This is a genomic window from Paenarthrobacter sp. MSM-2-10-13 (genome assembly GCF_011605365.1).
In the GTDB taxonomy this organism is placed as follows: domain Bacteria; phylum Actinomycetota; class Actinomycetes; order Actinomycetales; family Micrococcaceae; genus Arthrobacter.
This window is the reverse complement of record NZ_JAAOXO010000009.1, coordinates 22,233-47,614: the sequence shown is the minus strand read 5'-3', so window position 1 is coordinate 47,614 and position 25,382 is coordinate 22,233. Positions and strand designations below refer to the sequence as shown.

Sequence of the window (25,382 nt, the reverse complement as noted above, 5' to 3'; positions counted from 1 at the left end):
CCGCGTAGGCTGTCTGAATGCAGTCACAGCTGATCGCCCCAGGTTTCGAACCCGTCGCCGAGCTCTTTGGCCGTTTTCTCGAGCAGGATCCTGACTATTCTGCGCAAGTGGCGGCGTACCATCGCGGCGTCAAGGTGCTGGACCTCAGCGGCGGCCCGCACATCCGCCCTGATTCCGTCACGGGCGTCTTCTCGTGTTCCAAAGGCATGGCCGGCCTGGTCATCGCGTTGCTCGTCCAGGACGGCCAGTTGGATCTTGAAGCCGAAGTGGTCAAGTACTGGCCCGAGTTCGGCGCTGAGGGCAAGTCCTCAGTGACGGTGGCGCAGCTACTTTCGCATCAGGCCGGGCTCCTTGGAGTGGAAGGTGGCCTGACCCTCCACGAGGTCAACAACTCAGAGCTCGCAGCCGCCAAGCTCGCACAGCTTCCGCCGCTGTGGAAGCCCGGCGCGGCATTCGGATATCACGCGCTGACCATTGGCATCTTCATGGAAGAGCTGTGCCGGCGCATCACCGGTTCCACGCTGCAGCAGGTTTTCGAGCAGCGCATCCGCGCAGTCACGGGCGCGCATTTCTACCTTGGTCTCCCGGAGTCCCAGGAAGCCCGCTTTGCACCTTTCCGTTGGGCGGCCGACCCGTCGTGGCCATGGGTGGACCCGGCCAGTCACTTCGGCCTGGCTGCCAACTCGGCAGTCGGTGACATCCTGGACCTGCCCAACATCCGTGAAGTCAGGGCCGCGGGGCTCAGCTCAGCGGCCGGCGTGGCCAGCGCGGAAGGCATGGCGAGGATCTATGCTGCGGCGCTGACCGGGCTGGAAGGCGAAGCCGCCACCCCACCTCTCCTGACAGAGGAGACCATCCGGAGCGTTTCCGCTGAGCAGGTCTTCGGGATCGACCGCGTGTTTGGCGAGACGGGCTGCTTCGGCACCGTTTTCATGAAATCCCATACGCGGATGCCGTTCGGCAGCTACCGTGCGTTCGGGCACGACGGCGCCAGCGCATCTTTGGGGTTCGCGGACCCTGTGTATGAACTCGGCTTTGGGTACGTGCCGCAGACGGCCGAGCCCGGGGGAGTGGGCTGCCGCAACTTCCTCCTGAGCTCGGCGGTGCGGGAAGTGATTGCCGGGATCGCGGCTTAGTGGACTTGCGAGGCTTAGTTGACTTGCGCGGCCGGGACTCCGGCCGTCATTCCTGCCCATAAAGTGTCCGTGGTGGCAATGACCACGTCTTCCACTGAATTTCCGTCCAACTGCCCGCCAGCCGCGAGAAGGGCTGTGCCATGGAGGCTGACGAAGCACACCATAGCCAGTGTCTCGGGGTTGCCGGGAGCCAGGACGCCGGCCTCCTGCGCTTCAGCGATCATGGCCTGGGCGAGGTGTATGCCTTGGGCGCCGGTGCTTCGAAGTTCATCGCTGGAATCGGGGTGGTGCTTGGTGGAGTACATCACCGTCAGCAGTGCGGGGTGCTCAACGGCGAAGTCGACGTACGCCTTCCCAACGCTGACGAAACGTCCCCGGAGGTTTTCATAGGACTGGGCGGCATCCCGAATGCGGCGGTTCATCGACTCAAAGCCGGCCATGGCCACGGCGTCGATCAGGGCCTGCTTGTCGCGGAAGTGTTTGGCCGGGGCTCCGTGGCTGACGTTCACGTCGCGGGCCAGCTGCCGCAGGGAGAGTCCGTCCACGCCAGCTTCTTCGATGGTTTCCATGGCGCGCTCCAATAGTGCTTCCCGGAGTTTGCCGTGGTGGTAGGGCTGGTCAGTCATGGGTCAAGTCTAGGCCAATGTAGTCATTGACAACAATGTAGACACTGCCTACCATGTAGACGGCGACTACATTTGTCTCCGACTCAACGGACGGGATCCAGCCATGACCATGACCTACGCAGGTACCACCGCACTCATCACCGGTGCCAGCTCCGGACTCGGCGCCGAATTCGCCGGGCAATTTGCTGCCCGGGGTTCCAACCTCGTCCTGGTGGCCAGGCGCGCAGACCGTCTTGAGGAGTTGGCCCAGGACCTGCGCTCCCGGCACGGTGTCACCGTTACTGTGCTCCCCATGGACCTCGGCCGGGCAGGAGTTGGACGCGAGCTCCTCGGCGAACTGTTCGGCCGCGGAATCACCGTGGACACGTTGATCAACAACGCGGGTTTCGGTACCCATGGTCCGTTGGTGGAGGAGGACCCGGACACCATTGCGTCCGAGATCTCCTTGAATGTGGCCGCCCTCGTGGACATTACCCGTGCCTTCCTGCCCGGACTGCTCGCCTCGGGGAAGGGTGCCCTGTTGAATGTTGCAAGCACGGCCGCTTTCCAGCCCATTCCCGGCATGGCCGTTTACGGCGCCACCAAGGCCTTCGTCCTGAGCTTCACCGAAGCCGTTGCCCACGAAACCAAGAGCTCCGGACTCAACGTTCTGGCCCTTTGCCCCGGAGCGACGCGCACCGAGTTCTTCGACGTGCTGGGCGGCGAGTCGGCGGCGGTTGGCAAGATGCAGACCTCGGCCCAAGTTGTGGGAACTGCGCTCAAGGCCCTCGATCGCAAGGACACGCCCGGCAGCGTGGTTTCGGGCTTGGCTAACCGCGTTGCGGCAGGTTTCGCTCAGCGTTTGCCCAGGGCCATCACCGTTGCCATTGCAGCCCGCGCAGTTCAAGACTGGTAGAGCGGGCAGAGCCGGTAGGCCGGGTAGCTCGGTGTTTCGGGGCCCGAACAGCGGATAGCCTGAAGGGAAGGACCGATCCCCGTCGGTCCCTCTTCAAGCCGGAGGCCAGCATGACCGAACCACGCTTTACCGTAGAGACAGCCCAGGTTTTGGCCGAGGTGGCTCACAACCGGCAGAAGGACAAGCTCAAGCGGCCGTATCGGGAGCACGTTCTGGCCGTGGGCGACGCGCTCGCCGACTTCGACGAAGATATCCAGATCGCCGGATACCTTCATGACATCGCCGAAGATACGCCCATCACCCGCCAAGCCCTGCTGGATATGGGAGTTTCCCAGCGTGCGGTGGACATCATCGAGCGAGTCACCCGCCGCTTCCATGAAGACCCGGATGATTACGACGCCGGTATCCGTTTCGTTGCGGAGGACCACGACGCAACGTTGGTGAAGATCGCGGACAACGCCCACAACTCCCTGCCCGAGAGGGTCAAAGCACTTGCCGAAAAGTGGCCGGACAAGCCGCCGGTAACGCGTTACGCCGACGCCCGCCCTGTGCTGTACGCGGCCGTTCCACGCGAAGAGGTCCGGATGATTCTGGAGCGCATCAACCCGTACTTGCTCCGGGAACTGGACGAGATCGTCCCCGAGTAACCCCAAATCCACCCGTTGTGGGGCCTACTCTGCATGCTTTCGAGTCGATATTGCGTGCAGAGCGGGCCTCGCAACGCACCGGAATGCCCTAGCCAGCGGCGGATTCGAGCCGACGGAGTGCTGCCGCCCTGCCTTTGTGCCCACGCCGTTCGTCGTACCCAATGGACAGGCCCAGCACCAGCATCATTGCCAGCATGCAGATGGGCACGGATGCACCGGCCGCGGCCAGGGCAATACTGGACGCCAGACCCAGGACCACCAGCGCGGAACTCCAGATGAGGTCGCGATCCGGACCCAGCATGATGCAGTAAAGGGTGGTGAGTGAGGCCTTGAAGAGGATCACCGGGATGGCGATGGAGGCCACGGCAGCAGCCGCCGGGATGTGTGTCTCGTGATCAATGAAGTACGCAGCGACGTGGAGTCCCGCGCCTGTAGCCGCAATGGCTGCGAAGACCGGCATGTGCCCATAGCCAAACACCCATGAGCGATGCCGCTGGACGTGAAGTGCAGGGCCTGAGGGCAGGATGAAGTAGATCCACCACATGGCGAAGGCCAGCCCGGTTCCACTCAAGCCCACCAAGGCGGCGTCCATGGACCAACTGTGTGTGGCAACGATTGCCCGCAGGGTTTCAATAGCGCCAATCAAACATTCACCCAGGGCGATGATGGCAAGCAGGCCGTATCTTTCAGCAATGTGGTGAGCATGCCAGGGCGTACGGATCTTGCGTTCTGCGAAGTACGGGGTCGCCATCTCCAGGACAAACAAAGGGGCCGCCAGGAGGAACGTGGTGAGCACATCCGTCTCAATCACCAAGGCGATGACCCAGCCAACTTGCACGATTGCCAGGTACTTCGCGTAACGGAGGCATGTCTCGCGGCGTTCCGGGTCTTGGCGGGCAGCGCGCAGCCACTGGAAGATCAAAGCTACGCGCATGATGATGTAACCGATGAGGATGGCCACGTTGTTGACATGATCCCCTTCCACAATCGAGTGGAACATCGGCTCAATGCCCATGGCCAGGATGAGGACGCCAACCATCTGGATCATGGTGACCACCCTGAACACCCAGTCATCGGTGTCGTAGGCGCTGGCGAACCACGTGAAGTTGATCCAAGCCCAGATCACCGCGAACATAGCGAAGCTAAAGCCCAAAAGGCCCGCCCCGAAATGCGCTTCGGCCACCGCGTGCGCGAACTGGCTGCCGGCAACACCGAAGGCAATAACAAAGGTCAGGTCGAAGAACAGCTCAAGCGGGGTGGCGGTGCGGTGTTTTTCGTGGGGATCGCGGCCGCCCATGCGGGAGAGCGCATGGCGAAGGGGATTCGAGGACATGGCTCAAAGATTACCGCCACCCATGGGACCCTCGCCGAGATCGCTGGAATGCGTCCAGATCGCCGGATAGACCCGGCGATCTCACACCATTCCGGCGGCCCGGCAGCGTTCCGGCGATCTCGCCGCCGGAAACCTACACCCGCCCCAGCACGTCGATGTCTTCCAGGAAGTCCTGATGCACCTCGGGGCTCACGGTGGTCCGGGTATCCGCAATCGCGTCGAGGTAGTCCTGCGTCTCGGGTCCCTTGCGCCCGGTGGACCCGGCCCCGGACGCAAGGCCGGCTGAACCGCCCGAGGCAGCATCGTCGTCGTACACTGCTTTTTCCAAAGCCCGCTGGGAGGCGCTGCGCGCAGCGAACTCGATGTCCGCCGGTGAGAAGCCTTCGGTTCGGTCCACCAGCTGGGCAATATCGACTGAGTCCACCACGGCTGCGGGGATGAACCGCTGCCACATGGCCTCGCGGGCGTGCACGTCGGGGAGCCCGATGGGGATGACGTAGTCGAACCGGCCGTGGCGCAGGAACGCGGTGTCCAGGGCGCGGATGAAGTTGGTAGCGCACACCAGCAGCCGGCCGGGTTGTTCGCGGAAAGCCGGGATGATTTTGAGGAGTTCGTTGGTGACGCCCTGCAATGGCGACGGCGGATCGCCGGCGCGCTGCGACGCGATCTCCTCCACTTCGTCGATGAACACCACGGCGTGTTCCAGTTCGGCAATTTCCAGGAACGTCTCGCGCAGAGCACCGGCCAGGCCCTTGGGATCGGAGGCGAGGCGAGACGGGAACACCTCCACAAACGGCCACTCAAGCCGGGACGCAATGGCTTTTGCGAACGTGGTTTTGCCGGTGCCTGGAGGACCGAAAAGTACCACGGCCCGGGGCGGAACAACGCCGTATTCATCGGCCAGATCAGCCTCAGCCAATGGCAGAACCAGTCGGCGTTCAAGGAGTTCCTTCTCGCGGCGCATGCCGGCCACGTTCTCCCAGAGATCCCGGGCAAGGATGCGCCCGCCCAAGAGCCCCAATGCCCCGAGTTCCTGCCGCTGCACGGGGATGGTCCGCTCGAAGTAGCGCAGGTTCTTCTTCACCACAAAGCCGCGGCCCAGGAATGCTTCCACCCGCGTTTCCGTTTCCGGCATCAGCGCGGAGAGTTTGTTGAGCCCGTGCGGGGCCATGCGGTTCTCGACGGCGGACAGCAGCGAGGTGCCGATCCCGCGTCCGCGGAACTCCGTCAGCGTTGCCAGGAAAACGATCCAGCCTTGGTCGTGGGCGGCGCGTCCGACGGCGGCTCCCACCACCTGCTCACCCTGCACCGCCACCACGGCATGGTCCTTTTCACAGGACGCCAGAACCTCGGACAGTGCGTATACGGGTTCCACGCCGTCGGCTTTGAGTGACTCCCAGAGGTGCAGGATGCCGTCCAAATCGGACGAGTGGAAGTCCCTGATGCGCCAGTTGCTCATGGCTGTATCTCCTGAGTCTGCTAAGTGAGTCGCCGTTGATCTCTTGGAGTTGAGCATAGGCGAATCACCGCTGCCGGAGGTTGCGGGCCCGTTGCGTTACGAAGCAACGCGCGACGGCGGCCTGTCGGCGCGCGCGTTCGCTCCGGCGTCGTACCTCCCACCTAAGATGACTGAACCGGCCGCAGCCGCAGGCCCTGCATGCCGCCGTCGACCGCCAGTGAGGTTCCCGACGTCGATCCGGACAGCGGGCTCGCCAGGTAAGCGACGGCACCGGCCACCTCAGCAGGGTCCACCATCCGGCCATGCGGTTGGCGGGCATTGAGGGCGGCGCGCTCGCCGGCGGGGTCAGCGGCTGAATCGAGCAACCGGCCAACCCACGGGGTGTCTACTGTGCCGGGGTTCACGCAGTTCACGCGGATGCCCTCCCGAACGTGATCCGCGGCCATGGCGAGCGTCAGCGCCAAGACGGCGCCCTTCGACGCCGAGTACAGGGCACGCTGCGGGAGTCCGGCCGTCGCGGCGATGGAACAGGTGTTCACGATCGCAGCCGCCGGGGATTTGCGCAGGTACGGGAGTGCTGCCCGGCTGACGCGCGCTATGCCCACCACGTTGACGTTAAGGACTCGCAGCCATTCGTCGTCATCGTTGGCCGAGATGTCACCTTGCGCGCCGATGCCGGCGTTGTTGATCACGATGTCCAGGCGGCCGAACTGCTGTACAACGCGCTCGACGGCGGCACGCACCGAGCCGTCGTCGGCGACGTTGCACTGCACTCCACAGTGCGGGCTGGTTTCGGGGGCCAGGTCCAGGACCGCCACCTGCGCGCCCCCTGCCGCCAGGCGGTCCGCGATGGCTGCCCCGATGCCCGAGGCGCCGCCGGTTACGAGTGCTGTGAGGCCTTCGAAGTCGTTGCCCACCGAGGTTGCCACGGCGTTAGGCGTAGATGTGGGCGGTCGCACCGGACTGCGCGCCGGCCTGCGCACGGAAATACTCCTGGCGCTGGCGTCCAAGTCCTTCAATTTCCAGTTCCACCGCGTCGCCGGGCTGGATGAAGGGGAAACGGCCGGACAGTGCCACACCCTCCGGCGTGCCCGTGATGATCACGTCGCCCGGCTCCAGGACCATGTACTGGCTGAGGTGGTGCACGATCGTTGCGGGGTGGAAGATCATGTCCGAGGTACTGGAATCCTGGCGGGCCTCACCGTTGACCAGGGTCTGCAGGCGGAGGTTGCCGGCATCGATGTCCGAGGCTGGAACCAGCCACGGGCCCAGGGGAGTGGAGCCGGGAAGGGATTTGCCTTTGGTCCACTGTCCTGCGGCGCCGGGGATTTGGTAGTCGCGCTCCGAGAGGTCGTTGGCCACGGCGTAGCCGGCGATGCATGCTTCGGCGTCGGATAGGGAGGAAAGGTATGACGCTTCCTTGCCGATCACGATTGCCAGTTCCACTTCCCAGTCGTACTTTTCCGACGACGGCGGGATGGGGGCGGCGTCGAACGGCCCGGCGATGGTATTGGTGGGCTTGAGGAAAACTACGGGAACCTCGGGCGGCGTAGCACCGGATTCGGCAGCATGCGCGGTGTAATTGAGGCCGATGGCGACGACGGCGCCCGGGCGGGCAATGGGTGCACCGATGCGCAGGCCCTCCGCTGAGATCTGGGGTAGTTCCCCTTTCTCCAGGGCTTCGCGGGTGCGTTCGATGCCGTCCGAGGCGAGGAAACCGCCGTCGATGTCTTGGGTCAGGGCCGTTAGGCTGAAGTACTTCTCTGCGCCGGCGGCGTCCTGGGCGATGACGGCCGGTTGTTCGTTTCCGGCCGTGCCCAGCCTGGCGAATTTCAAGGTCATGGCTTCCTCCGTGCGTTCGGGACTAACATCCGAACTCTAGTGTGGTGTTGTTACCCATAATACGGAAATGTGACCCATTGACAAGGTAGACATCCGATGTTTAGTGTCGGGTAAAGATAGAGCAACGCACCTCAGGAGCCGTATGAGCACCATCACCGCAGTGGAAACGTTCGACGTCCGCTTCCCAACGTCCTTGGAACTTGATGGTTCCGATGCCATGAATCCGGACCCGGACTATTCAGCGGCGTACCTCATCATCCGCACGGATGCCGGGGATGGGCACGAGGGCCACGGGTTTGTGTTCACGATTGGGCGCGGGAACGAGGTTGAAACGGCGGCGCTTGATGCCCTCCGCGGGCACATCCTCGGCCGGTCCGTTGAGGAACTGCTCGCTGACATGGGCGCCACCTGGAAACTGTTGGCCCATGATTCCCAACTCAGGTGGCTGGGGCCGGAGAAAGGCGTTATGCACATGGCTATCGGTGCGGTGGTCAATGCTCTGTGGGACCTGAAAGCCAAACGTGCAGGTCTGCCCCTGTGGGAGTTGCTCGCAGGTATGACGCCCGAAGAACTCGTAGCGCTCGTGGACTTCCGGTACCTCACGGACGCGCTCACTCCGGACGAGGCGCTGAGCATACTTCGCGCCGCCGAACCCGGACGCGAAGCCCGCAAAGCGGCACTTCGCGCTGAGGGTTACCCCGCGTACACCACGACGCCGGGTTGGCTGGGTTACAGCGACGAGAAACTGACGCGGCTGGCCAAGGAAGCCGTGGCTGACGGATTCGCCCAGATCAAGTTGAAGGTGGGCGCCTCCTTGGAGGACGACATCCGCCGCGTGAGGACTGCGCGCGCTGCTGTGGGCCCCGACATCAAGATCGCCGTGGACGCCAACCAGCGTTGGGACGTGCAGGAAGCCATCGACTGGATGGCCCACCTCGCTCCCTACGACATCGCCTGGATTGAGGAGCCCACCAGCCCGGACGACATCCTGGGCCACGCTGCAATCTCCCGTGGAGTTGCGCCCATCCCCGTTGCCACCGGTGAACATGTCCAGAACCGTGTGGTGTTCAAACAGATGCTTCAGGCAGGGTCACTTCAGGTCCTGCAGATTGACGCCGCCAGGGTAGCGGGCGTGAACGAGAACATCGTGATACTACTTCTTGCTGCCAAGTTCGGTGTGCCGGTATGTCCGCACGCCGGCGGGGTTGGCCTTTGCGAAGCCGTGCAGCACCTGTCCATGTTCGACTTCGTAGCTGTCTCCGGTACCAGGGAGAACAGGACCATCGAGTTCGTGGACCACCTCCATGAACACTTCATCACTCCCGTGGTGGTCCACGACGGCGCCTACTGGCCGCCCGCTGGGCCGGGTGCAGGAAACGAAATGCTCCGTGAAACACTGGCCGCCTACAGTTTTCCGAACGGCCCCATCTGGAAGGAATCCCGTTGATTCAGCACGCACCTTGGTTTGAAGAGGCACGCTTTGGGATGTTCGTGCACTGGGGCATCTACGCCCTGCCTGCCCGGCACGAGTGGGTGATGAACCAGGAAGAAATCACCGTGGAGGAGTACTCAAAGTATTTCCAACGCTTCGACCCGGACCTCTACGATCCCAGGGAATGGGCCCGCGCCGCCCGGAATGCGGGGATGAAGTACGTGGTCCTCACCACCAAGCACCATGACGGCTTCTGCCTGTGGGACTCAGCCTTGACTGATTACAAAGCCACCAACACGCCGGCCGGCCGCGACCTGATCACACCGTATGTGGAAGCACTCAAGGCTGAGGGGCTGAAGGTCGGCTTCTACCACTCGCTCGTTGACTGGCACCACCCCGACTTCACCGTTGACGGGGTACACCCGCAACGCAACGCTGCCGACGTCGAAAGCTTGAACGCCGGGCGCGACATGGCCCGCTACCGCGAGTACCTGCACGGTCAGGTGCGTGAACTCCTGAGCAACTACGGAACCATCGATTACCTGTTCTTCGACTTCTCCTACACAGGTGGACATGAAGAGGAATTCTGGGGCGGCAAGGGGCGAAAGGATTGGGATTCTGAGGCGTTGCTCGCCATGGTGCGGGAGCTGCAACCCGGCATTATTGTCAACGACCGGCTGGAAATCCCGGGAGACTTCGTCACGCCGGAACAGTACCAGCCCGCCGGCCCCATGATGCTCGACGGCGAACCGGTCACCTGGGAGGCATGCCAGACACTGAACGGAAGCTGGGGCTACGACAGGGACAACCTGAACTACAAATCCGTGGACCTGCTCATCCGCATGCTGGTAGACGGTGTTTCCAAGGGCGGCAACTTGCTGCTCAACGTCGGCCCTACCGGAAGGGGAAACCTCGATCCTCGGGCCCTGGCATCCTTGGAAGGCATTGGCGGCTGGATGAAGCTGCACTCGCGCGCCATCTACGGGGCGGGGGCCTCGCAGTTCACGGCCCCGGCAGATACGCGATACACGCAGCGCGGTGACAGGCTTTACGTCCACCTGTTCGCTTGGCCGTTCGAGTACGTCCACCTCCCGGACCTTGCCGGGAAGGTCGAGTACGCGCAGTTGCTGAACGACGCGTCCGAGGTGTTCCTCAAAGAAGTAAACCCCGGACAGCAGGCCATGAACATGACCCAGGGAGGCCAACCGCCAGGGACGTTAACCATCAAGCTGCCAGTGCAGCGGCCGGACGTCGCCGTACCTGTGGTGGAACTCTTCCTGAAACCGTCGGCTGCAGAGCCGGAGGCCGTGAATGGTTGAGAGCATCGCCCTCCACACACGGCTCAAACCAGGGTTGGAAGAGGCGTACGCTGACGCCCACTCGCACATTCCCCCTGAGCTGGTGACAGCGCTCAAGGAAGCCGGTGTGCGGAACTGGCGTATCTGGCGCAGCGGGCTCGACCTCTTCCATGTGGTGGACGTGGACGACTACCAAGCGATGCGGCATGCCCTCGCCCACCACCCGGCCAATGTGCCATGGCAGGCCCGAATGGCTGAACTCTTAGAGGTCCACGACGATTACTCAGGGGTGGATACGGGTATCCAAAGGGTATGGGAACTGCCATGAACTCACTCGATCTGCGAAAACTGGGCAAACTGGGCTTCGGCGGGGCGGGCATCGGTAACCTCTACCGGGCCATCCCCGACGGAGAGGCGCTCGCAACCGTCCTGGCAGCCTGGGACGCCGGCATCCGATACTTCGACACCGCGCCCCACTACGGGCTGGGCCTCTCCGAGCAGAGACTGGGTGCTGTTCTCCGGGACAAGCCCCGCGACGAATTCGTCATCTCCACCAAGGTAGGCCGGCTCCTGGAACCCAACACACGTGGGGGCCAGGACCCCGAAGGCTTCGACGTCCCCGCCACCACCCAGCGTGTGTGGGACTTCTCCGAAAAGGGCGTCCGCCGCAGCATCGAAGACTCCCTGGAACGGCTCGGCCTGGACCACGTGGACATCGCATACCTGCACGATCCCGACGTCCACGATCTCCAGGCCGGAATCACCCACGCGCTCCCGGCCCTGGAGAAACTCCGCTCCGAGGGTGTAGTCCGGGCGATCGGAGTGGGCATCAACTCTGCCGAAGCGGCGTTGGAATGCGTCGAAGCCGCGGACCTGGACCTTGTGATGCTCGCCGGTAGGTACACCCTGCTTGAGCAGCCCGGCGTCCCGCTTCTTGAACGCTGTGCCGAGCGCAGCACCGGCGTCGTCAGCGTTGGTGCCTACAACTCGGGCCTCCTGGCCCGGCCCGAAGTCCCCGAGGACGCCCACTACAACTACAGTCAGGCACCACCGGATGTGCTGGAACGGGCGCGTGCGCTCGCAGCCGTTTGCCGCGATTTCGGCGTGGAACTTCCGACGGCGGCACTCCAGTTTCCGCTGCGGCACCCGGCAGTGGTGAACGTGACAGCCGGGGCGACTTCTCCTGAACAAGTCTCCATCAACGCTGCCCGTATGGAGGCGACCGTGCCGGAGGAGCTGTGGGAGGCTTTGGAGGGCGTTGGGCGGTGATTGATTCGCACCTGCATATGTGGACCTTGGACACCTTCGTCACCGGCGGTGCGCGCCACTATCCGTGGCTGGGCCCGCAGCATGGTGCACTCTTCCGCAGCTTCGGCGAAGATGAGGCGCGCCAGACGTTGGACGCTGCCGGAGTCAGGGGAGCGGTGCTGGTGCAGGCCGACGATTCCGTTGCCGATACCGAAAGCATGTTGACCGTCGCCGCGAGGAATCCCTGGGTGTTCGGAGTGGTGGGCTGGATCAGGTTGGACGCGCCGGCTGACGCCGCTGAGCAGTTGCACCGGTTCTCTGCTCACCCGGTCTTCAAGGGAGTGCGGCACCTGCTCCACGATGATCCGCGAAGCGACTTTCTGGATCTACCCACTGTTCGGGATTCCCTGGCGTTGGTGGCTCAGCGCGGGCTCACCCTGGACATCCCGGATGCGTTCCCCAGGCATCTTGGTTCTGCAGTTCGGCTCGCCCGCGAGATGCCGGAACTGACCGTTGTGCTGGACCACCTGGGTAAGCCGCCGCTGGCTGATCCTTCGCTCATGGACCTGTGGCGCGCAGACTTCCTGGCGCTGGGACGGGAGCCGAACACAGTGGCCAAACTTTCCGGCTTACATTTGCCCGGAGTCGACTACACCGCGGATGCGTTGCGGCCGCTGTTTGAAACAGCATTGGAGGCATTCGGGCCGGCGCGTTTGATGATCGGCGGTGACTGGCCCGTGAGTACTGTGGGTGCACCGTACGGCCGGACGCTGGATGTCTTGCTGGAACTGGTGTCTTCCTTGAGTCCCTCGGAGCAGGACCTTGTGCTGGAGGAGACGGCCGTGCGGACCTACGGCTTGGCGGTCACCCCTTTGCCGGACAATTAGAGCGCCTGCCGCAACCAGTTCTCTACGCCGCTGATATGCACGGTGACCAGGGCCCGCACCAGTTCAGCGTCGCCGCGTTCCAAGGCGTCAGCAATTGCGTGGTGCTCCGCCAGGGTGTGCGCCACAGCTTTTTCCTGCGTCAGTCCACGCCAGATCCGGGCCCGCACGGTGCTGCTGGACAGTGCTTCCAAGAGGCTCCCGAGGTAGTCGTTTCCCGCGGCCTCGGTAATGATGCTGTGAAATTGCAGGTCATGCGCGACGAGTTCCTCAACGTCCGTGTTCTCGTCGATGCCGTCCATGGTGCTTCGCAGGGCTTGCAGCTCGGCCGGCGTGATTTTAGCGGCCGCCAGGTGTGCGGTTGCGGGCTCCAGGATTCGTCGGACCTCAAAGAGTTCCAGGATGGACCGGTCCTGGTGCAGGTCAACGACGAACCCAACGGCTTCGTTGAGCAGCTTCGCGTCGAGGCTTGTCACGTAGGTGCCATCGCCGCGGCGAACATCCAGCACACGGATCAGCTCCAGGGCCTTCACAGCCTCACGCAATGAACTCCTTGAAAGGCCGAGCCGTTCGCTCAGTTCTTTTTCCGGCGGAAGTCGGTCGCCGGCCTTGAGTTCGCCGCGGATCAACATGTCTTTGATCTTGCTGATCGCCTCGTCTGTGACAGCCATGGACCAATAGTAGCCACGAATGATCGGATGTCTGTGTCCGCCCCCTTCTCAGTTGGGTGCGTTAACGTACGACGGCGGCACCTGGGTTCCGATTGGTACGGAACCCGGGTGCCGCCGTCGTGAACTAGCGGTAGTTGCCTGTTACTTGTCGCCGCCGGGAAGAGGGCGGTTGGCGATGACGGGGGCGCTGCCCGTGTAGCCGTCACGGGTGGCAGCAAGCTCATGGATTTGCTTGCGGCACAGGAACCAGCCCCAGACCATGAGTCCGCAGGCAATCGCGGTGACCAGCATGGTCAATGGGGACTCGATGAAGACCATGATCAGCACAGCTGCCAGGAAGATCAAAGACAACCAGCCGGTGTAGGGGGCACCAAACATCCGGAAGGACGGGCGCTTGAGCCACCCTTTGTCGGCCCATCGTTTGAGCTGCATCTGGCACAGGACGATGGTGGCCCACGTGACGATGATGCCCACGGATGCGACGTTGAGGACGATCTCGAAAGCATCGGACGGGACCAGGTAGTTCAGAGGAACGCCGAGCAGGGAAACGCCAGCCGTGATGGCGATGCCACCGTACGGGACGCCAGCCTTATTCATGCGCTGGGCGAACTTCGGGGCCGAACCGGCCACGGACATGGAGCGGAGGATGCGGCCCGTGGAGTAGAGCCCGGCGTTCAGTGAGGACAAGGCCGCGGTGAGCACCACGAGGTTCATGATGACGTCCACGCCCTCAACACCAATGGAGCCGAAGAACGTCACGAAGGGGCTGACGCCCTTCTCGTAAGCGGTGAACGGGAGCAACAGGGCCAGGAGGATGACGGAACCAACGTAGAAGAGGGCGATGCGGATCACCACGGAGTTGATGGCCTTGGGCATGATCTTTTCCGGGTTGGCAGTTTCGCCGGCTGCAGTGCCGATGAGCTCAATCGATGCGTAGGCGAACAGCACGCCCTGCATGAGGATGATCATGGGAAGGACGCCGTTGGGGAAGACGCCGCCGTTGTCTGCGATGAGGCTGAAGCCGACTTCCTGGCCTTCCACGGGTGTGCCGAAGATGACGAAGTAGGTGCCCACCAGGAGGAAGGCCACCAGTGCTGCCACCTTGATCAGCGCGAACCAGAACTCCATTTCGCCGAAGACCTTCACGGACACCAGGTTGAGGCAAAGGACTACCACCAGGGCAATCAGCGCCCAGGCCCATTGCGGAACCGCACCAATCCACGCGACGTATTTTCCGAAGAAGTTCATGTACAGCGCCGCGGCGGTGATGTCCACAATGGTGGTGGTGGCCCAGTTGATCCAGTAGAACCACCCAGAAACGAAGGCGGCCTTCTCGCCGTAGAACTCACGGGCGTAGGAAACGAAGGAACCCGACGACGGGCGGTGCAGAACCAGTTCACCGAGTGCGCGGAGGATCAGGAAAGCGAAGAAACCACAGATTGCGTACGCGATGACAAGGGAAGGGCCAGCTGCGTTGAGTCGGCCGCCGGCACCCAGGAACAGCCCGGTGCCGATCGCGCCGCCGATCGCGATCATCTGGATCTGGCGGGGCTTGAGGTCCTTGTGGTAGCCGGAGTCCTCCTGGTGGAGGGCTTTCTCGCTGGCGTGCGCTTGGGCCGGGACCGTGTGGTCCGTGATGGGGTTGGTCATTGGAATCCTTAGGGGTGTCCTGTTGGGGGTGTCCTGGGCGCGCCCGGAGAGGGATTCGGGCACGCAGAACAAAGCCTCGTGGGGGTATGCCTCATGGGGCGGGACGGCTGGTCGGAGCGCTTACAGGCCAGTTTCGGCCTATTTGCTGAGATTTGCCAGACGCTCGGGGCTCAGCAGTTCCTCCAGCTGGGCAGCGGTCAGGAGACCGTGCTCCAACACGAGTTCTGCAACGCCCTTGCCCGTTGCCAACGCTTCCTGGGCGATAGCGGTGGCGGAGGCGTAGCCGATATGGGGGTTCAATGCCGTGACGAGACCGATCGACTGCTCCACGGTAAGCCGTAGCCGTTCGGTGTTTGCAGTGATGCCCCGGACGCAGCGCGCCGTAAGGGTGCGGCACGCTGCTTCCAGGTGGGAGATGCTCTTGTGCAGGCTGTGCACAATGATCGGTTCGAAGGCGTTCAGCTGAAGCTGGCCGGCCTCCGCGGCCATGGTGACTGTGACATCGTTGCCGATGACCTCATACGCCACCTGGCTGACCACTTCCGGGATCACCGGATTGATCTTGCCGGGCATGATCGACGAACCGGACTGCACGGCCGGAAGGTTGATCTCGCCCAAACCCGCACGCGGTCCGGAAGACAGCAAGCGGAGGTCGTTACAAATCTTGGAGAGCTTCACTGCCACGCGCTTCAGCACGCCGGACAGGTGGACGAACGCGCCCACGTCCTGTGTGGCCTCAATGAGGTCAGCAGCAGTAATGAGGGGAAGGCCAGTGATGTCCGCCAGATGGCGGCACGCGGCATCCGCGTAACCGGCCGGGGCATTCAACCCCGTGCCGATTGCCGTGGCACCGAGGTTGATCTCGTGGATCAGCATGTGGGATTCGTCCAGGCGCGCCCGGTCCTCGCCGATGGTCACGGCGTACCCGCCGAACTCCTGGCCAAGCGTCATGGGAACCGCGTCCTGCAACTGCGTGCGACCCATCTTCACCACAGTCCGGAACTCACGGCCCTTCTCGGCGAAGGCCAACTCGAGTTCCTCGAGGGCCTCCAGGAGTTCCTTCACGGAGAAGATCGTGGCGAGGTTCACGGCCGTCGGGTAAACGTCGTTGGTGGACTGGCTCAGGTTCACGTGGTCATTGGGGTGAAGCCTGGAGTACTCGCCCTTGGGGTGGCCCAGGATCTCTAACGCCCGGTTGGCGATGACCTCATTGGCGTTCATGTTGGAACTGGTTCCCGCACCGCCCTGGATCACGTCCACCATGAACTGCTCGTGCAGCATGCCGTCAAGGATGTCCTGGCATGCCTGCTCGATGGCGCCTGCCTTCTCGGCATCCAGCAGGCCAAGCTCATGGTTGGTGCGTGCGGCTGCCTGCTTTACGGCCGCCAGGCCCCTAACCAGGTGCTTGTTGGTGGAGAGGGGTTGCCCGGTGATGGGGAAGTTCTCGATAGCGCGGAGGGTGTGCACGCCCCAGTAGGCATCCGCGGGGACATTGCGGTCGCCCAAAAGGTCGTGTTCGGAACGGAGGGGGATCGCCTGATCGACGGTGGTCATAGCTGTCCTTGGTTTAGTTGCTGAAAATTTGGGCTGCGCGGAGCTCGCCGACCGGAAGGCCGCCGCCCAGCACAGGGGGGCTTTGAAGCGTGTCCAGGCTGCCGCCGTCGACGCCCAACCGGCGAAGAAGCTCGACGGTGACGGGCATGCGGGCGCGATCGCCGCCGTCGGAAATCTTCACCGCGACGCCGGTGCCGTCCGGGAGGCCAACCAGCTGGAGGCCTTCAAAACCATCCTTCGCGAGCAAGCCGGGAACGGCACGCATGAGGGCTGTAACGTCACGGCTCTCACCAGCCACCATTTCCGGGAATCGGCGCATGGCGTGGGCAACCTTGCCCTCGTCTGTGCTTTCATCGGCAGCGGCGAGGCGGCCGTAAGCGCGCGCCATGCCGTGCAGCGAATGCGCGAAGAGCGGGGTGCCACAGCCGTCCGTGCTGACCGCAGCGGCTTCTTCGCCAGTGAGCTCTGTGATGGTGTCGCGGACCAGGACCTGCAGGGGGTGCCCGGGGTGCAAGTAGCCCTCCACAGGCCAGCCGTTGATGACGCAGACGGCGGTCATGGAGGCGTGCTTGCCGGAGCAGTTCTGCGCGAGCTGGGTGGGGCCGTTGCCGGCGCGGAGCCACTCTTCACGTTCAGGGACACCGAAGGGGAGGTCCTGGCTGTTACCCAAGGCCGCCTCGGTGAGGCCGTGAAGCTTCAGGATCTCAACGGCGCCGTCGCGGTGCATCTGCGCGCCGGAGTGGCTGGCCGCCGTAAGGGCCAAGAGGTTCTGGGGGATGTCCAACCCGGCCTTGAGCAAGGCAACAGCCTGTAATGGCTTCAGGCTTGAACGCGGGTACATGGGGGCGGCCGGCTCGCCAGCCTCGACGGCGGTGCTGCCGCCCGCTGTGAGGGCGATCAACGAGCCGTAGTGGATGCTCTCCACCAAGCCGTCGCGTGTTACCTCTACGAGCGGGACGTGGTGGGGCGGCTTTATGTTCAGTGCCGCGGCCTGGTGGGCCGGTGCTGCAGGGGCGGGCATAGTGTCCTTCGGATGTGTCATTTACTGAGGATCGTGTCCAGTGCCACGCTGACGGCCTGCAGGTGAGCGGCCATCGCGTTGCTCGCGGCTTCGGAGTCGCCGGCTTCGATTGCGTTGAGTACTGCGACGTGTTCCTCGTCCGAGCGGTGTTGCCGGTCTGCGACGAGGTTCAAGGTTTCGGACTGGTGGGCCAGGGCTTCACGAATGTCCGAGACTACGCTGGCAAACACACGGTTCCCGCTGGCGCGGGCAACGGCTGAATGGAAGCTGGCGTCCAGGTTCACCCACGTTTCGGGATCGTTCTCGGTGAGCATCTCCTGGACGATTTCCTTGAGGTGTTCCAGTTCTTCCTCGGTCCTTCTTTGAGCCGCCAGTCCCGCTGCCGGGATCTCGATGTGAGGACGTGCTTCGTTAAGATCCCGCGCACTGTACTGACCCAAGGTAAGGTCGTTAGCAACCTTGTTGGCCACAATGAACGTGCCCTTGCCGGTCTTGGTCACCGTGAGGCCCAAGGTGTTGCAGGACCTCAATGCTTCCCTGATGACTGAGCGGCTCACGCCGTACTGGCCTGCCAGCGTTGCCTCGGAACTCAGCTTGGTGCCGATATCGAACTGACCGCCCTCAATGGCGCGGCGGAGTGCCGCAAAGACCGCCTCGGCTGCGGAGATGCGTGAGATGGGCGTATGCCCACCCTGAGGTCCTTGCTGTCCGGCTGTCCGGCTGTCTGACAGGTTCACGCTCTGAATATGGCACGGGTCACAAGTGCGTGTCAACGCTGAAAGAGTCGCTTCACGCTTTGGGTGTCACGGGCTGCTCCGTGCGCGCTGTTGCCCGCTCTTTGGGCCGGACGCTGCGCGGTCCCGCACAATGAACCATGCTCTTCACCAAAAAGTCCCTCACGGAGGACGGGTTTACCGGATTCCGGCCGATCGACGAACTCGATCCCATGAGGATTCCCCAAGGCCCCGGCATCTTCGTGATCCTCCGTGCCGCCGATTTTGAGCCCATGTTCCTCAGCAAGAGCAGCGCTGGCACGTTCAAGAAGAAGGACCCCTCGCTCAAGCGTGAAGAGCTGGAAGCCGAATGGGTGCCCGATGCTTCTGTGCTCTACATCGGCAAAGCCAGCGCCGGGAGCCAAGGCAACCGCGGGCTCCGCAAGCAGATCCAAGAGTTTCTGGACTACGGCCGTGGACGGCCCACCGTCTTCTGGGACGCACGGCTCATCTGGCAACTCCGCGACGCCTTGGACCTGATCATCGCGTGGAAGGAACTCCCGGCTTCCGAGGTCAATGCAGCCGAGGCCGCCTTCCACGCAGGCTTCGTGGCCGCTCATGGGCGCCTGCCGTTTGCCAACCTGGTTCAGGCTCGCCCCAAGAAGTGAAACCCTGCCACCCGCCAACAGCACCACGACGGCGGAACTTGAGATCCGCCGTCGGCCTCCCGCTCGCAGGCCTTACGGCGCATAATGGCAACCATGACGGGCAGTCATCATCCCGCTGCAGGCAAACCGCATGGACCTCGCATCACAGTTGAGGTGCCTGTCCTTCGGGTGGGCGCAGGAGCGTCGGACTACGACGGGCTGAACCGGTTCGTTGAGGCCCTCCGCAAACCGCAAGGCCTGCATATGACGTTGCTCCATGTTGGCATCCTGGATGAACTGGGCCGCGACATTGCTGCCTGGACCAAAGGGTTGTCAGCTCCAGAGAAGACGCTTCCGGAGATCGCCAGTTGGTTGACGGAGTTGCCGGTATTGCAGGGCTTTCTGGGGAAGTCGGACAAACTGATCCCTTTGGGCGGGGGCCGTCTGATGGGGCTCGAAGTCGAAGTGCCTCAAGAAGTGCACGACTATCAGGCACTTTTGGTGCAAGGGCTACACGTACTTTTCGACGACCTGGGCCTGGACAACATCGACGACTTCATCCTCAGCTCGCCCGCCCTTGGTTACAAGTCGCCGCGGTGGTTGCCCCACATCGCTGTTGGCAAAGCCCGCTCACGCCATGAGCCGGAGGTGGAGATAGCTCCCGTGGCTATTGAGTTGGGCGACTCGCAGATCCGGAATCGGAAGGCGCTGCCTTTGCCGTAACGCTGCGAGGCCCATGCCGTGACGTGGGGGCAGTTCTACAGCCGGTAAAATAGCGCGTGTCTCCCGTTTCCGACCTGAGGACTTCAATGCAGCCCCGCACCTTGTTCCGTACCGTTGCTTTTGCCGAGGCCGTGACATGGACGTTGCTGTTGATCGGGCTGTTCCTTAAGTACGTCACGCGCACCACTGAGGTTGGGGTGAGCATTGCCGGAGGCATCCACGGTTTCGTTTTCCTTTGCTACGCTGCGACGGCGGCATTTACGTGGATCAACCAAAAGTGGTCTACCCGAACGGGTCTGCTCGCGATCGGTTCAGCCGTTATCCCCTACGCCACCATCCCAACGGAGAAGTCGCTGGATCGTCGAGGTCTCCTCGACGGCGGGTGGCGCTTGGCCGCTGGCGGCGAGGCACCCCGAGGCGGATTCGAGAAAGCCCAGGCCTGGGTACTTCGGAACCCGATTCTTGCCGTAGTTGTCACCCTTGTGGCCGTGGGAGCCGTCTTTAGCTTCCTATTGTTTATGGGCCCTCCAGGTACCTGGTTCTCCTAAGGTTCGGCAGACGAAAAGCATCGGTTCTTCGGAACTGATGCTTTTCTTCACTTAAGGCGAAGGATCCCTGACGTCATGGGCCGCAACCACCCACTTTGAATCGTGGGTGGTCTCGACGCGCCGACCCAGTGGTGTGTCGCCAGGATTAGGCGATCAAAGTGGGTGGTGGCGGTACGCGGCGTCGTCTGTTTACCTGGACGCTGCCCCGGGGCAGCCCCAGGAGTTGGGGTTTTCCTGGCAGGTGTCGGCGACGAGTGCTTTTTCTGTTTTCCAGACGTGGATGGTTTTGGCGGGTGTGGTGATGTCCAGGGTGCCGTTGATGGGTAGGGGTGGGCCGTTGTTGACGGAGTAGGTGCCGGTGAAGCTGGTGGTGACTGCTGCTTGGTAGTTGCCGGTTTCTGCATAGATGTGGCTGGTGCGGGTTTCGGTGCTGAGCCATTCGGTTTCGGGGATGGAGTAGCCGGCGGCTGGTGTGGGTCCGAGGGTGGTGCCGTCGCCGAAGGTGTAGCTGTAGGTGGTGGGTGTGGCGGTGAGGTGGACTGTTTGGCCGAGGATGGTGAGGTCGAAGGTTTGTTCGTTGGTGGTGGTGTAGAAGTTGGTGGGCCCGCCTTTGAGGGTGTGGGGGAAGGGTTGGGCTTCGAGGGTTCCGGGGTTGACGGGTAGTTGGCGAAAGGCGGTGAGGATCCGTGCGGCTATGTTGGCCAGGACGTTCTCGGGTTGGGAGTCGTAGAGGCAGGTCGGGCCGCTGACAGCTGGATAATCAGTCCACGTCGGATTCGTGATGGACTTCGGGGCCTGCCTCCAGATCACGGGGGTGCCTTCTTCTCCGTCAGGCGTTTTGGCCGGGCATTCCATTGTGAGGCAACCCCTGTCGGGCGTGTCCGTTCCACCGGACCGGCAATGAACGTCGGCCAGGTACTGATTCGGGTCCTCAGAACCCCCGCTGCCTTCAACGAACGGTGTAAAGCTGCCGGTGACAGGGTCTCTGGTCCACTGGGTAGAGCTGAGGTTCAGCCCATTGTCGACGTACCCAACGTCTATCTTTGGGTCTTTAGCTTTGGCGATTCCGCATTGCATCGTCAGTGCTAGGTAGGTGGAGGCGATAAGAGCGACGGTGACACGCTTGAGACTCTGCATAAGCTAACGGATCAAACCAAGGTCGGTCAGTAACCATCGCTGATTCTCAAACGTCAGGGCTGCACGACTTGCTGAATTCGTTGCGGCTGTGGGGTCCTGATAGAGAGTTCCGCCAGGCACCCTAATTTCAATGGGTTCTTGGATGACCTGAACGACGGCGACTTGGGTGGAAGTTGATGGATCGAAGTCAGCCTCAATGGTCGCTGACTTAATAGTTGCCCCTGTGATCCATCGCCCGTCCAGCCAAGCGCTCTCCACACTCTTGCGGAGGGACGCACATAAGGCACATGTCGAACTGCTCAGAGGCTTCAGTTGATCGGTGGAGCCCGTCTCGTAGCTGTAGCTCAGCTGCGCGTACCAGTACCTGATGAACGCTTCCAGCCCAGCCTTCGAGTTCTCCTTCGCCAGCTCGGGCATTACGGGAACGGGCACATTCTGCGCCTTCCCGTGGGCGTCTGCAGGCTTGTATACGGGGGGAGCAGTCGCAGTAGCCGAAACCGCCGGAGCCGAAACGCTCAAGGTGGGCGACGCCGTCGTCGAGATGCTCCCTAAGGGTGAGAGGCCTGGTGCGGAGCCGCCCTGGCAACCGCTCAGAAGCACCACAGCGGCGAGTCCCGCGACCCACGTTCGGGCGTGAGTAAAAGGAAAAGCGGCAAACGAAAGACGTGACATGACAGGCTCCCCAGCAGCTGTTTGGCGGTGTGCCGGACAGTCTAGGCCGGGGACGGGCATCCATTCATGTCAGAAAACGCGGCCTGTGGATAACGTCCGTGAGGGCTCGCCTAGCCCCGCAGCTTATCCATGTCCCGTCGGTCCTTCTTGGTGGGCCGGCCGGCGCCGCGGTCACGCTGGGGCAGGCCGAGCTTGGGGGCTACGGGACGCGGGGGAGTGTGGTCGGTGAAGCAGTGGGAAGCGGCTTCCGCGCCGACGCGTTTGGCGATAAGTCGCCGTACCTCAAGGATCCTTTCCCAGCCTGACTCCCGGACGCGGATGGTGTCTCCAATGATCACGCTCTGCGAAGCCTTAACCGGGTTCCCGTTGACGCGGATGTGCCCGGCCCGGCACGCGGCGGTGGCGGCGGAACGGGTCTTGTAGGCACGGATCGCCCACAGCCAAGCATCGACTCGGACGTTGGCCGGGGACGAGGACGGGATGCTCATCATTGAATTGTCGCCGATAACCGGGGTGTGTGCACGGCAGACCCTGTTTCGAGGCGTCAAAGGGGCCCGAGCGGGCCCGAATAATGAGGGCGGTCATCGATTTGACTTGCATAATTTGAAATTTCCTGTAATGCCAATTGTTGATCTAGTGGCGCTTGACTTGATTTCCCAAGGCGCTTGATATAACGCGATAAAGTTGATTTAGAAATCTCTCTAGAACCCTGTTTTGGGCGGAATGTGTGTGTTAGCGTGTTCACGTACTGATCAGTACGTATTGCTGGAGTTCAATCAATATCTGATTGGCAATTTTAATTGGAGGGGAATTAAATGACTGAAAAGAACTACGAGAAGAGCCCTGCTTTCTTCCGTGCGGCAACTCCGGGCATCTTCTTCGAAGAGGAATTTGGTACCGAAGCTGCGACCGAAGGTCTTGTGGCCGTTCAGTCGATTGATGCTGAACTCGAAGCTATTCTGGCCAAGTAATTTGGTGGGCCGGTTGGGCAGCGCCCAACCGGCCCATTGCCGCCCTATTGACACGGAATGTGATGCTTAGACAACCATCGCGCGGGTTTGCCGGACTTGCCGTCGGCGCGGACCCACGCGACCTTGGTAGTGCCCGTGTGGCAGTTCTTGGAGTGGCATCCTCAGCAGGCTCTCCACACGACGGTGCAGAAAACGGTCCGGCGTTTCTTCGGGCTGCTTCCCGCCGTTATACCTGGGGCTACCCGGATGGATGCCTGATGAACGCGGAGACTCGTCGAACGGATTTCGCTGCCGTTGATCTGGGGGACATTGTTCCGGTCGGGTCCTCTGCTCAGGAAGTGGCGGAAGAGATTGGAAGTGTCGTCGCCGACCTCGATTCCCTTTCTGTGCCATGCGTCATCGGCGGCGACCACAGCATTACGGCCGGAGTAATCGACGGTCTCATTGCGAGGGGCACTGCGCCTACCAGAGTCATTCAGTTCGACCAGCACCTTGACATTCAACTGTGGCGGCCGGCGGCTTCAACGCGTGCGGATCCGCTTTTCAACACGAACGTCATGACCCACGTTGGCGAGCGGCTGGGGCGTCGAAGTGTCCTCCAGGTGGGGGTTGATCCATTTGTCGCGATCAGCGCGTCGTCAGCGATGGAGGTGTTAGGACGCCTCGACGTGAGTGCGGGCATCATCCCCGTGACGTCCCCGCTGCTACGGGATGAAGCGAGTTTGGTTGAGGCACTCGGCTCCGAGGTACCAACCTACGTATCAATTGACGTCGATGTTATCCAACAGTCCCAAATGAGTTCAACGGGCTACCCCGCGCACATCGGGATGGACGCGGGCAACCTCTTGTGGGTTCTCGATGTGGTTCTTCGCAATAACCCCATCGTCGGTTTGGACATTGTGGAGTTCAGTGCCGCCCGGGAAGCGCGGGAGCCGGCCGTCCTGGCGGATGCCATGCGCGCCGCAGACCTGCTGATGGGTGCAATTTCACGCTTGACGTCCTGAAATGAGGAGCACGCATTGATATCACGAATTAACCATGCCAAATCCATCAGCAAAGCTTTGAATATTTCCGAGATTGCCGGATGGGACCGCTGGAACTCTTTCACCGAAACGATTATCGAATTTGATTTACCTTCGCAGCGGGATGAGATCGTGGAATTTTCCCGCGAGAACGTGGCTGCGTTCACAGCCACCATCCCGGGCGACTACTACTATCCGATAGGGCAGGTTTTCGAGCCGGATGTCGTTCGGGAAGTGTGCGACCTTCACGGGCTCGACTACGAAGACGTGACGATGCTTCGTACTCACGGCGGTGAACGCGTGAGCGAACTCCAGAAGCGTTTGGACCGCGTTGAGACGATGGATGATGCTGCTGTCATAGTCCTTGCCAGTGCCTTGGTTACCCTGTCGAGGTTCGAACTTGCAGACAGCGTATTGGCGCGGGCAGGTGAGCCGGGAGCGCGATTCCAGTTTGAGGCCGCACTGCTTCGCTACATCATTGGAAACCGCACCCAAGGACGCGGGCTGGACGTGAACCTCATGTCAGAGGTTCGCAGGACGGCTGCATCCGAGGACGTCCCGGCCCACCGCTTGCTCGACGCCTGCAGCATTGCCGTGGTTTGGTACTTGAAGGGTGTCGGAGTCACTAAACAAGATTTCGAGTGGTTCGCCAGAACTGGAAATAAGGTGGTTCTGGAGCACGGAAAGAAGATACCTGCCGTTTCGGCGTCGGCCTGGTACCGCGGCGTGGCGATGATCCCTGCCGAGATCGGCGACGTTTCCCGAACCCGTGCCTTGATGAACGAGGCCGCCGTTTCAGCTCAGAGGGCCATGGAAGACAGCGACGCTCCCTTCGCCCGCAATCTGCATAAGACGTACCTCGAGTCCTCCGTAAAAGAACATCTCTACGTCTCACGAGACGAGGAAAAGGCGCTTCAGGCCGCTGCGGATCTGGTCGCCTGGGATCCGCTATGGTCAGTAAGCGCCGGTGAGTACGCAGATGTGCTCGCAGCCTTTGGAAAGTCCGAGTTGGCAGCGGAAACCTATGATCGTGCGACCTCTCTGGGGGCTCCTTACGTGACCCACCACCTACGCAAAGCAGCGCAGCAGTATGCCAAGGCAGGAATGGCCGGCAAGGCGATAGCCCGGTATCTTTTCCTCGCCAGCATGCTCCCGGATCCATCCGAGGTGTTGGCCACGGTAGACAACATGCTGGACGACAATGCCGATGCGACGCTGATGGCTGTGCGACAGCAGTTGGCAGCAAGCTGAGC

27 protein-coding genes are annotated in these 25,382 nt (G+C 62.3%); 14 read left to right on the top strand and 13 right to left on the bottom strand.

The features are described 5' to 3' along the window. Window positions 1-17 precede the first annotated feature (17 nt). Window positions 18-1,136, top strand: a complete 1,119-nt coding sequence (locus tag HAV21_RS16175) for a serine hydrolase domain-containing protein (protein WP_166842463.1) — start codon at window positions 18-20, stop codon at window positions 1,134-1,136. 14 nt (window positions 1,137-1,150) lie between these two features. Here HAV21_RS16175 and HAV21_RS16170 read toward each other — a convergent pair whose 3' ends face one another. Further along, window positions 1,151-1,762, bottom strand: a complete 612-nt coding sequence (locus tag HAV21_RS16170) for a TetR-like C-terminal domain-containing protein (RefSeq protein WP_142937636.1) — start codon at window positions 1,760-1,762, stop codon at window positions 1,151-1,153. A 103-nt stretch (window positions 1,763-1,865) separates the two neighbouring features. Between HAV21_RS16170 and HAV21_RS16165 the strand changes: the two genes are divergently transcribed. After that, window positions 1,866-2,657, top strand: a complete 792-nt coding sequence (locus tag HAV21_RS16165; protein WP_166842462.1) for an SDR family oxidoreductase — start codon at window positions 1,866-1,868, stop codon at window positions 2,655-2,657. Window positions 2,658-2,767: 110 nt separating this feature from the next. Then, window positions 2,768-3,304, top strand: coding sequence for a phosphohydrolase (locus tag HAV21_RS16160; RefSeq protein ID WP_166842461.1), 537 nt, complete (start codon window positions 2,768-2,770; stop codon window positions 3,302-3,304). A gap of 88 nt (window positions 3,305-3,392) precedes the next feature. Here the strand turns inward: HAV21_RS16160 and HAV21_RS16155 are convergent, their stop codons facing one another. The 4 genes from HAV21_RS16155 to HAV21_RS16140 form a co-directional block, all read right to left on the bottom strand. Next, complete coding sequence (locus tag HAV21_RS16155; protein WP_166842460.1) at window positions 3,393-4,637, bottom strand: low temperature requirement protein A; 1,245 nt, start codon at window positions 4,635-4,637, stop codon at window positions 3,393-3,395. A 133-nt stretch (window positions 4,638-4,770) separates the two neighbouring features. Then, window positions 4,771-6,096, bottom strand: coding sequence for a GNAT family N-acetyltransferase (locus HAV21_RS16150; protein ID WP_142937640.1), 1,326 nt, complete (start codon window positions 6,094-6,096; stop codon window positions 4,771-4,773). A gap of 161 nt (window positions 6,097-6,257) precedes the next feature. Continuing rightward, a complete protein-coding gene (locus tag HAV21_RS16145; RefSeq protein ID WP_223941134.1) occupies window positions 6,258-7,025 on the bottom strand; it encodes an SDR family oxidoreductase in 768 nt (255 codons plus the stop codon). A 4-nt stretch (window positions 7,026-7,029) separates the two neighbouring features. Beyond that, a complete protein-coding gene (locus HAV21_RS16140; RefSeq protein ID WP_166842459.1) occupies window positions 7,030-7,938 on the bottom strand; it encodes a fumarylacetoacetate hydrolase family protein in 909 nt (302 codons plus the stop codon). A gap of 142 nt (window positions 7,939-8,080) precedes the next feature. On the opposite strand from HAV21_RS16140, the gene HAV21_RS16135 reads away from it, so the two are divergent. The 5 genes from HAV21_RS16135 to HAV21_RS16115 are packed head-to-tail and all read left to right on the top strand — an operon-like array spanning window position 8,081 to window position 12,803. Further along, window positions 8,081-9,385, top strand: coding sequence for an L-fuconate dehydratase (locus tag HAV21_RS16135; protein WP_166842458.1), 1,305 nt, complete (start codon window positions 8,081-8,083; stop codon window positions 9,383-9,385). Beyond that, on the top strand, window positions 9,382-10,689 hold the full coding sequence (locus HAV21_RS16130) for an alpha-L-fucosidase (protein WP_142937644.1): 1,308 nt from the start codon (window positions 9,382-9,384) through the stop codon (window positions 10,687-10,689). The genes HAV21_RS16135 and HAV21_RS16130 overlap by 4 nt, the downstream gene beginning before the upstream one ends. After that, complete coding sequence (locus tag HAV21_RS16125; protein WP_166842457.1) at window positions 10,682-10,996, top strand: L-rhamnose mutarotase; 315 nt, start codon at window positions 10,682-10,684, stop codon at window positions 10,994-10,996. The genes HAV21_RS16130 and HAV21_RS16125 overlap by 8 nt, the downstream gene beginning before the upstream one ends. Further along, window positions 10,993-11,937 (top strand): aldo/keto reductase, encoded by a 945-nt coding sequence (locus tag HAV21_RS16120; RefSeq protein WP_166842456.1) that lies wholly within the window; start codon window positions 10,993-10,995, stop codon window positions 11,935-11,937. Before HAV21_RS16125 ends, HAV21_RS16120 begins: the two co-directional genes overlap by 4 nt. Beyond that, complete coding sequence (locus HAV21_RS16115) at window positions 11,934-12,803, top strand: amidohydrolase family protein (RefSeq protein ID WP_166842455.1); 870 nt, start codon at window positions 11,934-11,936, stop codon at window positions 12,801-12,803. The genes HAV21_RS16120 and HAV21_RS16115 overlap by 4 nt, the downstream gene beginning before the upstream one ends. Here HAV21_RS16115 and HAV21_RS16110 read toward each other — a convergent pair. The 5 genes from HAV21_RS16110 to HAV21_RS16090 all read right to left on the bottom strand — a co-directional run bounded on the left by HAV21_RS16110 (window position 12,800) and on the right by HAV21_RS16090 (window position 18,433). Further along, window positions 12,800-13,471, bottom strand: coding sequence for a FadR/GntR family transcriptional regulator (locus HAV21_RS16110; RefSeq protein ID WP_142937648.1), 672 nt, complete (start codon window positions 13,469-13,471; stop codon window positions 12,800-12,802). The two genes, HAV21_RS16115 and HAV21_RS16110, sit on opposite strands and share 4 nt — an antisense overlap. 141 nt (window positions 13,472-13,612) lie before the next feature. Then, a complete protein-coding gene (locus tag HAV21_RS16105; protein WP_142937649.1) occupies window positions 13,613-15,121 on the bottom strand; it encodes an amino acid permease in 1,509 nt (502 codons plus the stop codon). 138 nt (window positions 15,122-15,259) lie between these two features. Further along, complete coding sequence (locus HAV21_RS16100) at window positions 15,260-16,675, bottom strand: aspartate ammonia-lyase (protein WP_166842454.1); 1,416 nt, start codon at window positions 16,673-16,675, stop codon at window positions 15,260-15,262. A 13-nt stretch (window positions 16,676-16,688) separates the two neighbouring features. Next, window positions 16,689-17,696, bottom strand: coding sequence for an asparaginase (locus HAV21_RS16095; RefSeq protein WP_166842544.1), 1,008 nt, complete (start codon window positions 17,694-17,696; stop codon window positions 16,689-16,691). Between the two features lie 17 nt (window positions 17,697-17,713). Then, window positions 17,714-18,433, bottom strand: coding sequence for a FadR/GntR family transcriptional regulator (locus HAV21_RS16090; RefSeq protein WP_166842453.1), 720 nt, complete (start codon window positions 18,431-18,433; stop codon window positions 17,714-17,716). 137 nt (window positions 18,434-18,570) lie between these two features. On the opposite strand from HAV21_RS16090, the gene HAV21_RS16085 reads away from it, so the two are divergent. The 3 genes from HAV21_RS16085 to HAV21_RS16075 all read left to right on the top strand — a co-directional run bounded on the left by HAV21_RS16085 (window position 18,571) and on the right by HAV21_RS16075 (window position 20,327). Continuing rightward, the gene (locus HAV21_RS16085; protein ID WP_166842452.1) at window positions 18,571-19,077 is read left to right on the top strand and encodes a hypothetical protein; all 507 of its coding nucleotides are present in this window, start codon (window positions 18,571-18,573) and stop codon (window positions 19,075-19,077) included. A gap of 93 nt (window positions 19,078-19,170) precedes the next feature. Beyond that, entirely contained in the window at window positions 19,171-19,779 is a 609-nt protein-coding gene (locus HAV21_RS16080; protein WP_223941127.1) for a hypothetical protein, read from the top strand. A gap of 86 nt (window positions 19,780-19,865) precedes the next feature. Further along, window positions 19,866-20,327, top strand: a complete 462-nt coding sequence (locus tag HAV21_RS16075; RefSeq protein ID WP_208096990.1) for a DUF3817 domain-containing protein — start codon at window positions 19,866-19,868, stop codon at window positions 20,325-20,327. Between the two features lie 189 nt (window positions 20,328-20,516). Here HAV21_RS16075 and HAV21_RS16070 read toward each other — a convergent pair whose 3' ends face one another. From HAV21_RS16070 to HAV21_RS16060, 3 genes are all read right to left on the bottom strand, one after another. Beyond that, the gene (locus tag HAV21_RS16070; RefSeq protein WP_347877665.1) at window positions 20,517-21,137 is read right to left on the bottom strand and encodes a hypothetical protein; all 621 of its coding nucleotides are present in this window, start codon (window positions 21,135-21,137) and stop codon (window positions 20,517-20,519) included. Between the two features lie 330 nt (window positions 21,138-21,467). Continuing rightward, window positions 21,468-22,136 carry a DUF6318 family protein gene (locus tag HAV21_RS22510; RefSeq protein WP_208096988.1) on the bottom strand — a complete coding sequence of 223 codons (669 nt, stop codon included), beginning with the start codon at window positions 22,134-22,136 and terminating at the stop codon, window positions 21,468-21,470. A gap of 110 nt (window positions 22,137-22,246) precedes the next feature. Further along, the gene (locus HAV21_RS16060; protein WP_166842449.1) at window positions 22,247-22,627 is read right to left on the bottom strand and encodes an RNA-binding S4 domain-containing protein; all 381 of its coding nucleotides are present in this window, start codon (window positions 22,625-22,627) and stop codon (window positions 22,247-22,249) included. 324 nt (window positions 22,628-22,951) lie between these two features. Between HAV21_RS16060 and HAV21_RS16055 the strand changes: the two genes are divergently transcribed. The 3 genes from HAV21_RS16055 to HAV21_RS16045 all read left to right on the top strand — a co-directional run bounded on the left by HAV21_RS16055 (window position 22,952) and on the right by HAV21_RS16045 (window position 25,380). Then, window positions 22,952-23,107 (top strand): hypothetical protein, encoded by a 156-nt coding sequence (locus tag HAV21_RS16055; RefSeq protein WP_011776391.1) that lies wholly within the window; start codon window positions 22,952-22,954, stop codon window positions 23,105-23,107. A 137-nt stretch (window positions 23,108-23,244) separates the two neighbouring features. After that, window positions 23,245-24,111 (top strand): arginase family protein, encoded by an 867-nt coding sequence (locus tag HAV21_RS16050; protein ID WP_347877664.1) that lies wholly within the window; start codon window positions 23,245-23,247, stop codon window positions 24,109-24,111. Between the two features lie 15 nt (window positions 24,112-24,126). Next, a complete protein-coding gene (locus HAV21_RS16045) occupies window positions 24,127-25,380 on the top strand; it encodes a hypothetical protein (RefSeq protein ID WP_166842447.1) in 1,254 nt (417 codons plus the stop codon). Window positions 25,381-25,382: the final 2 nt, after the last annotated feature.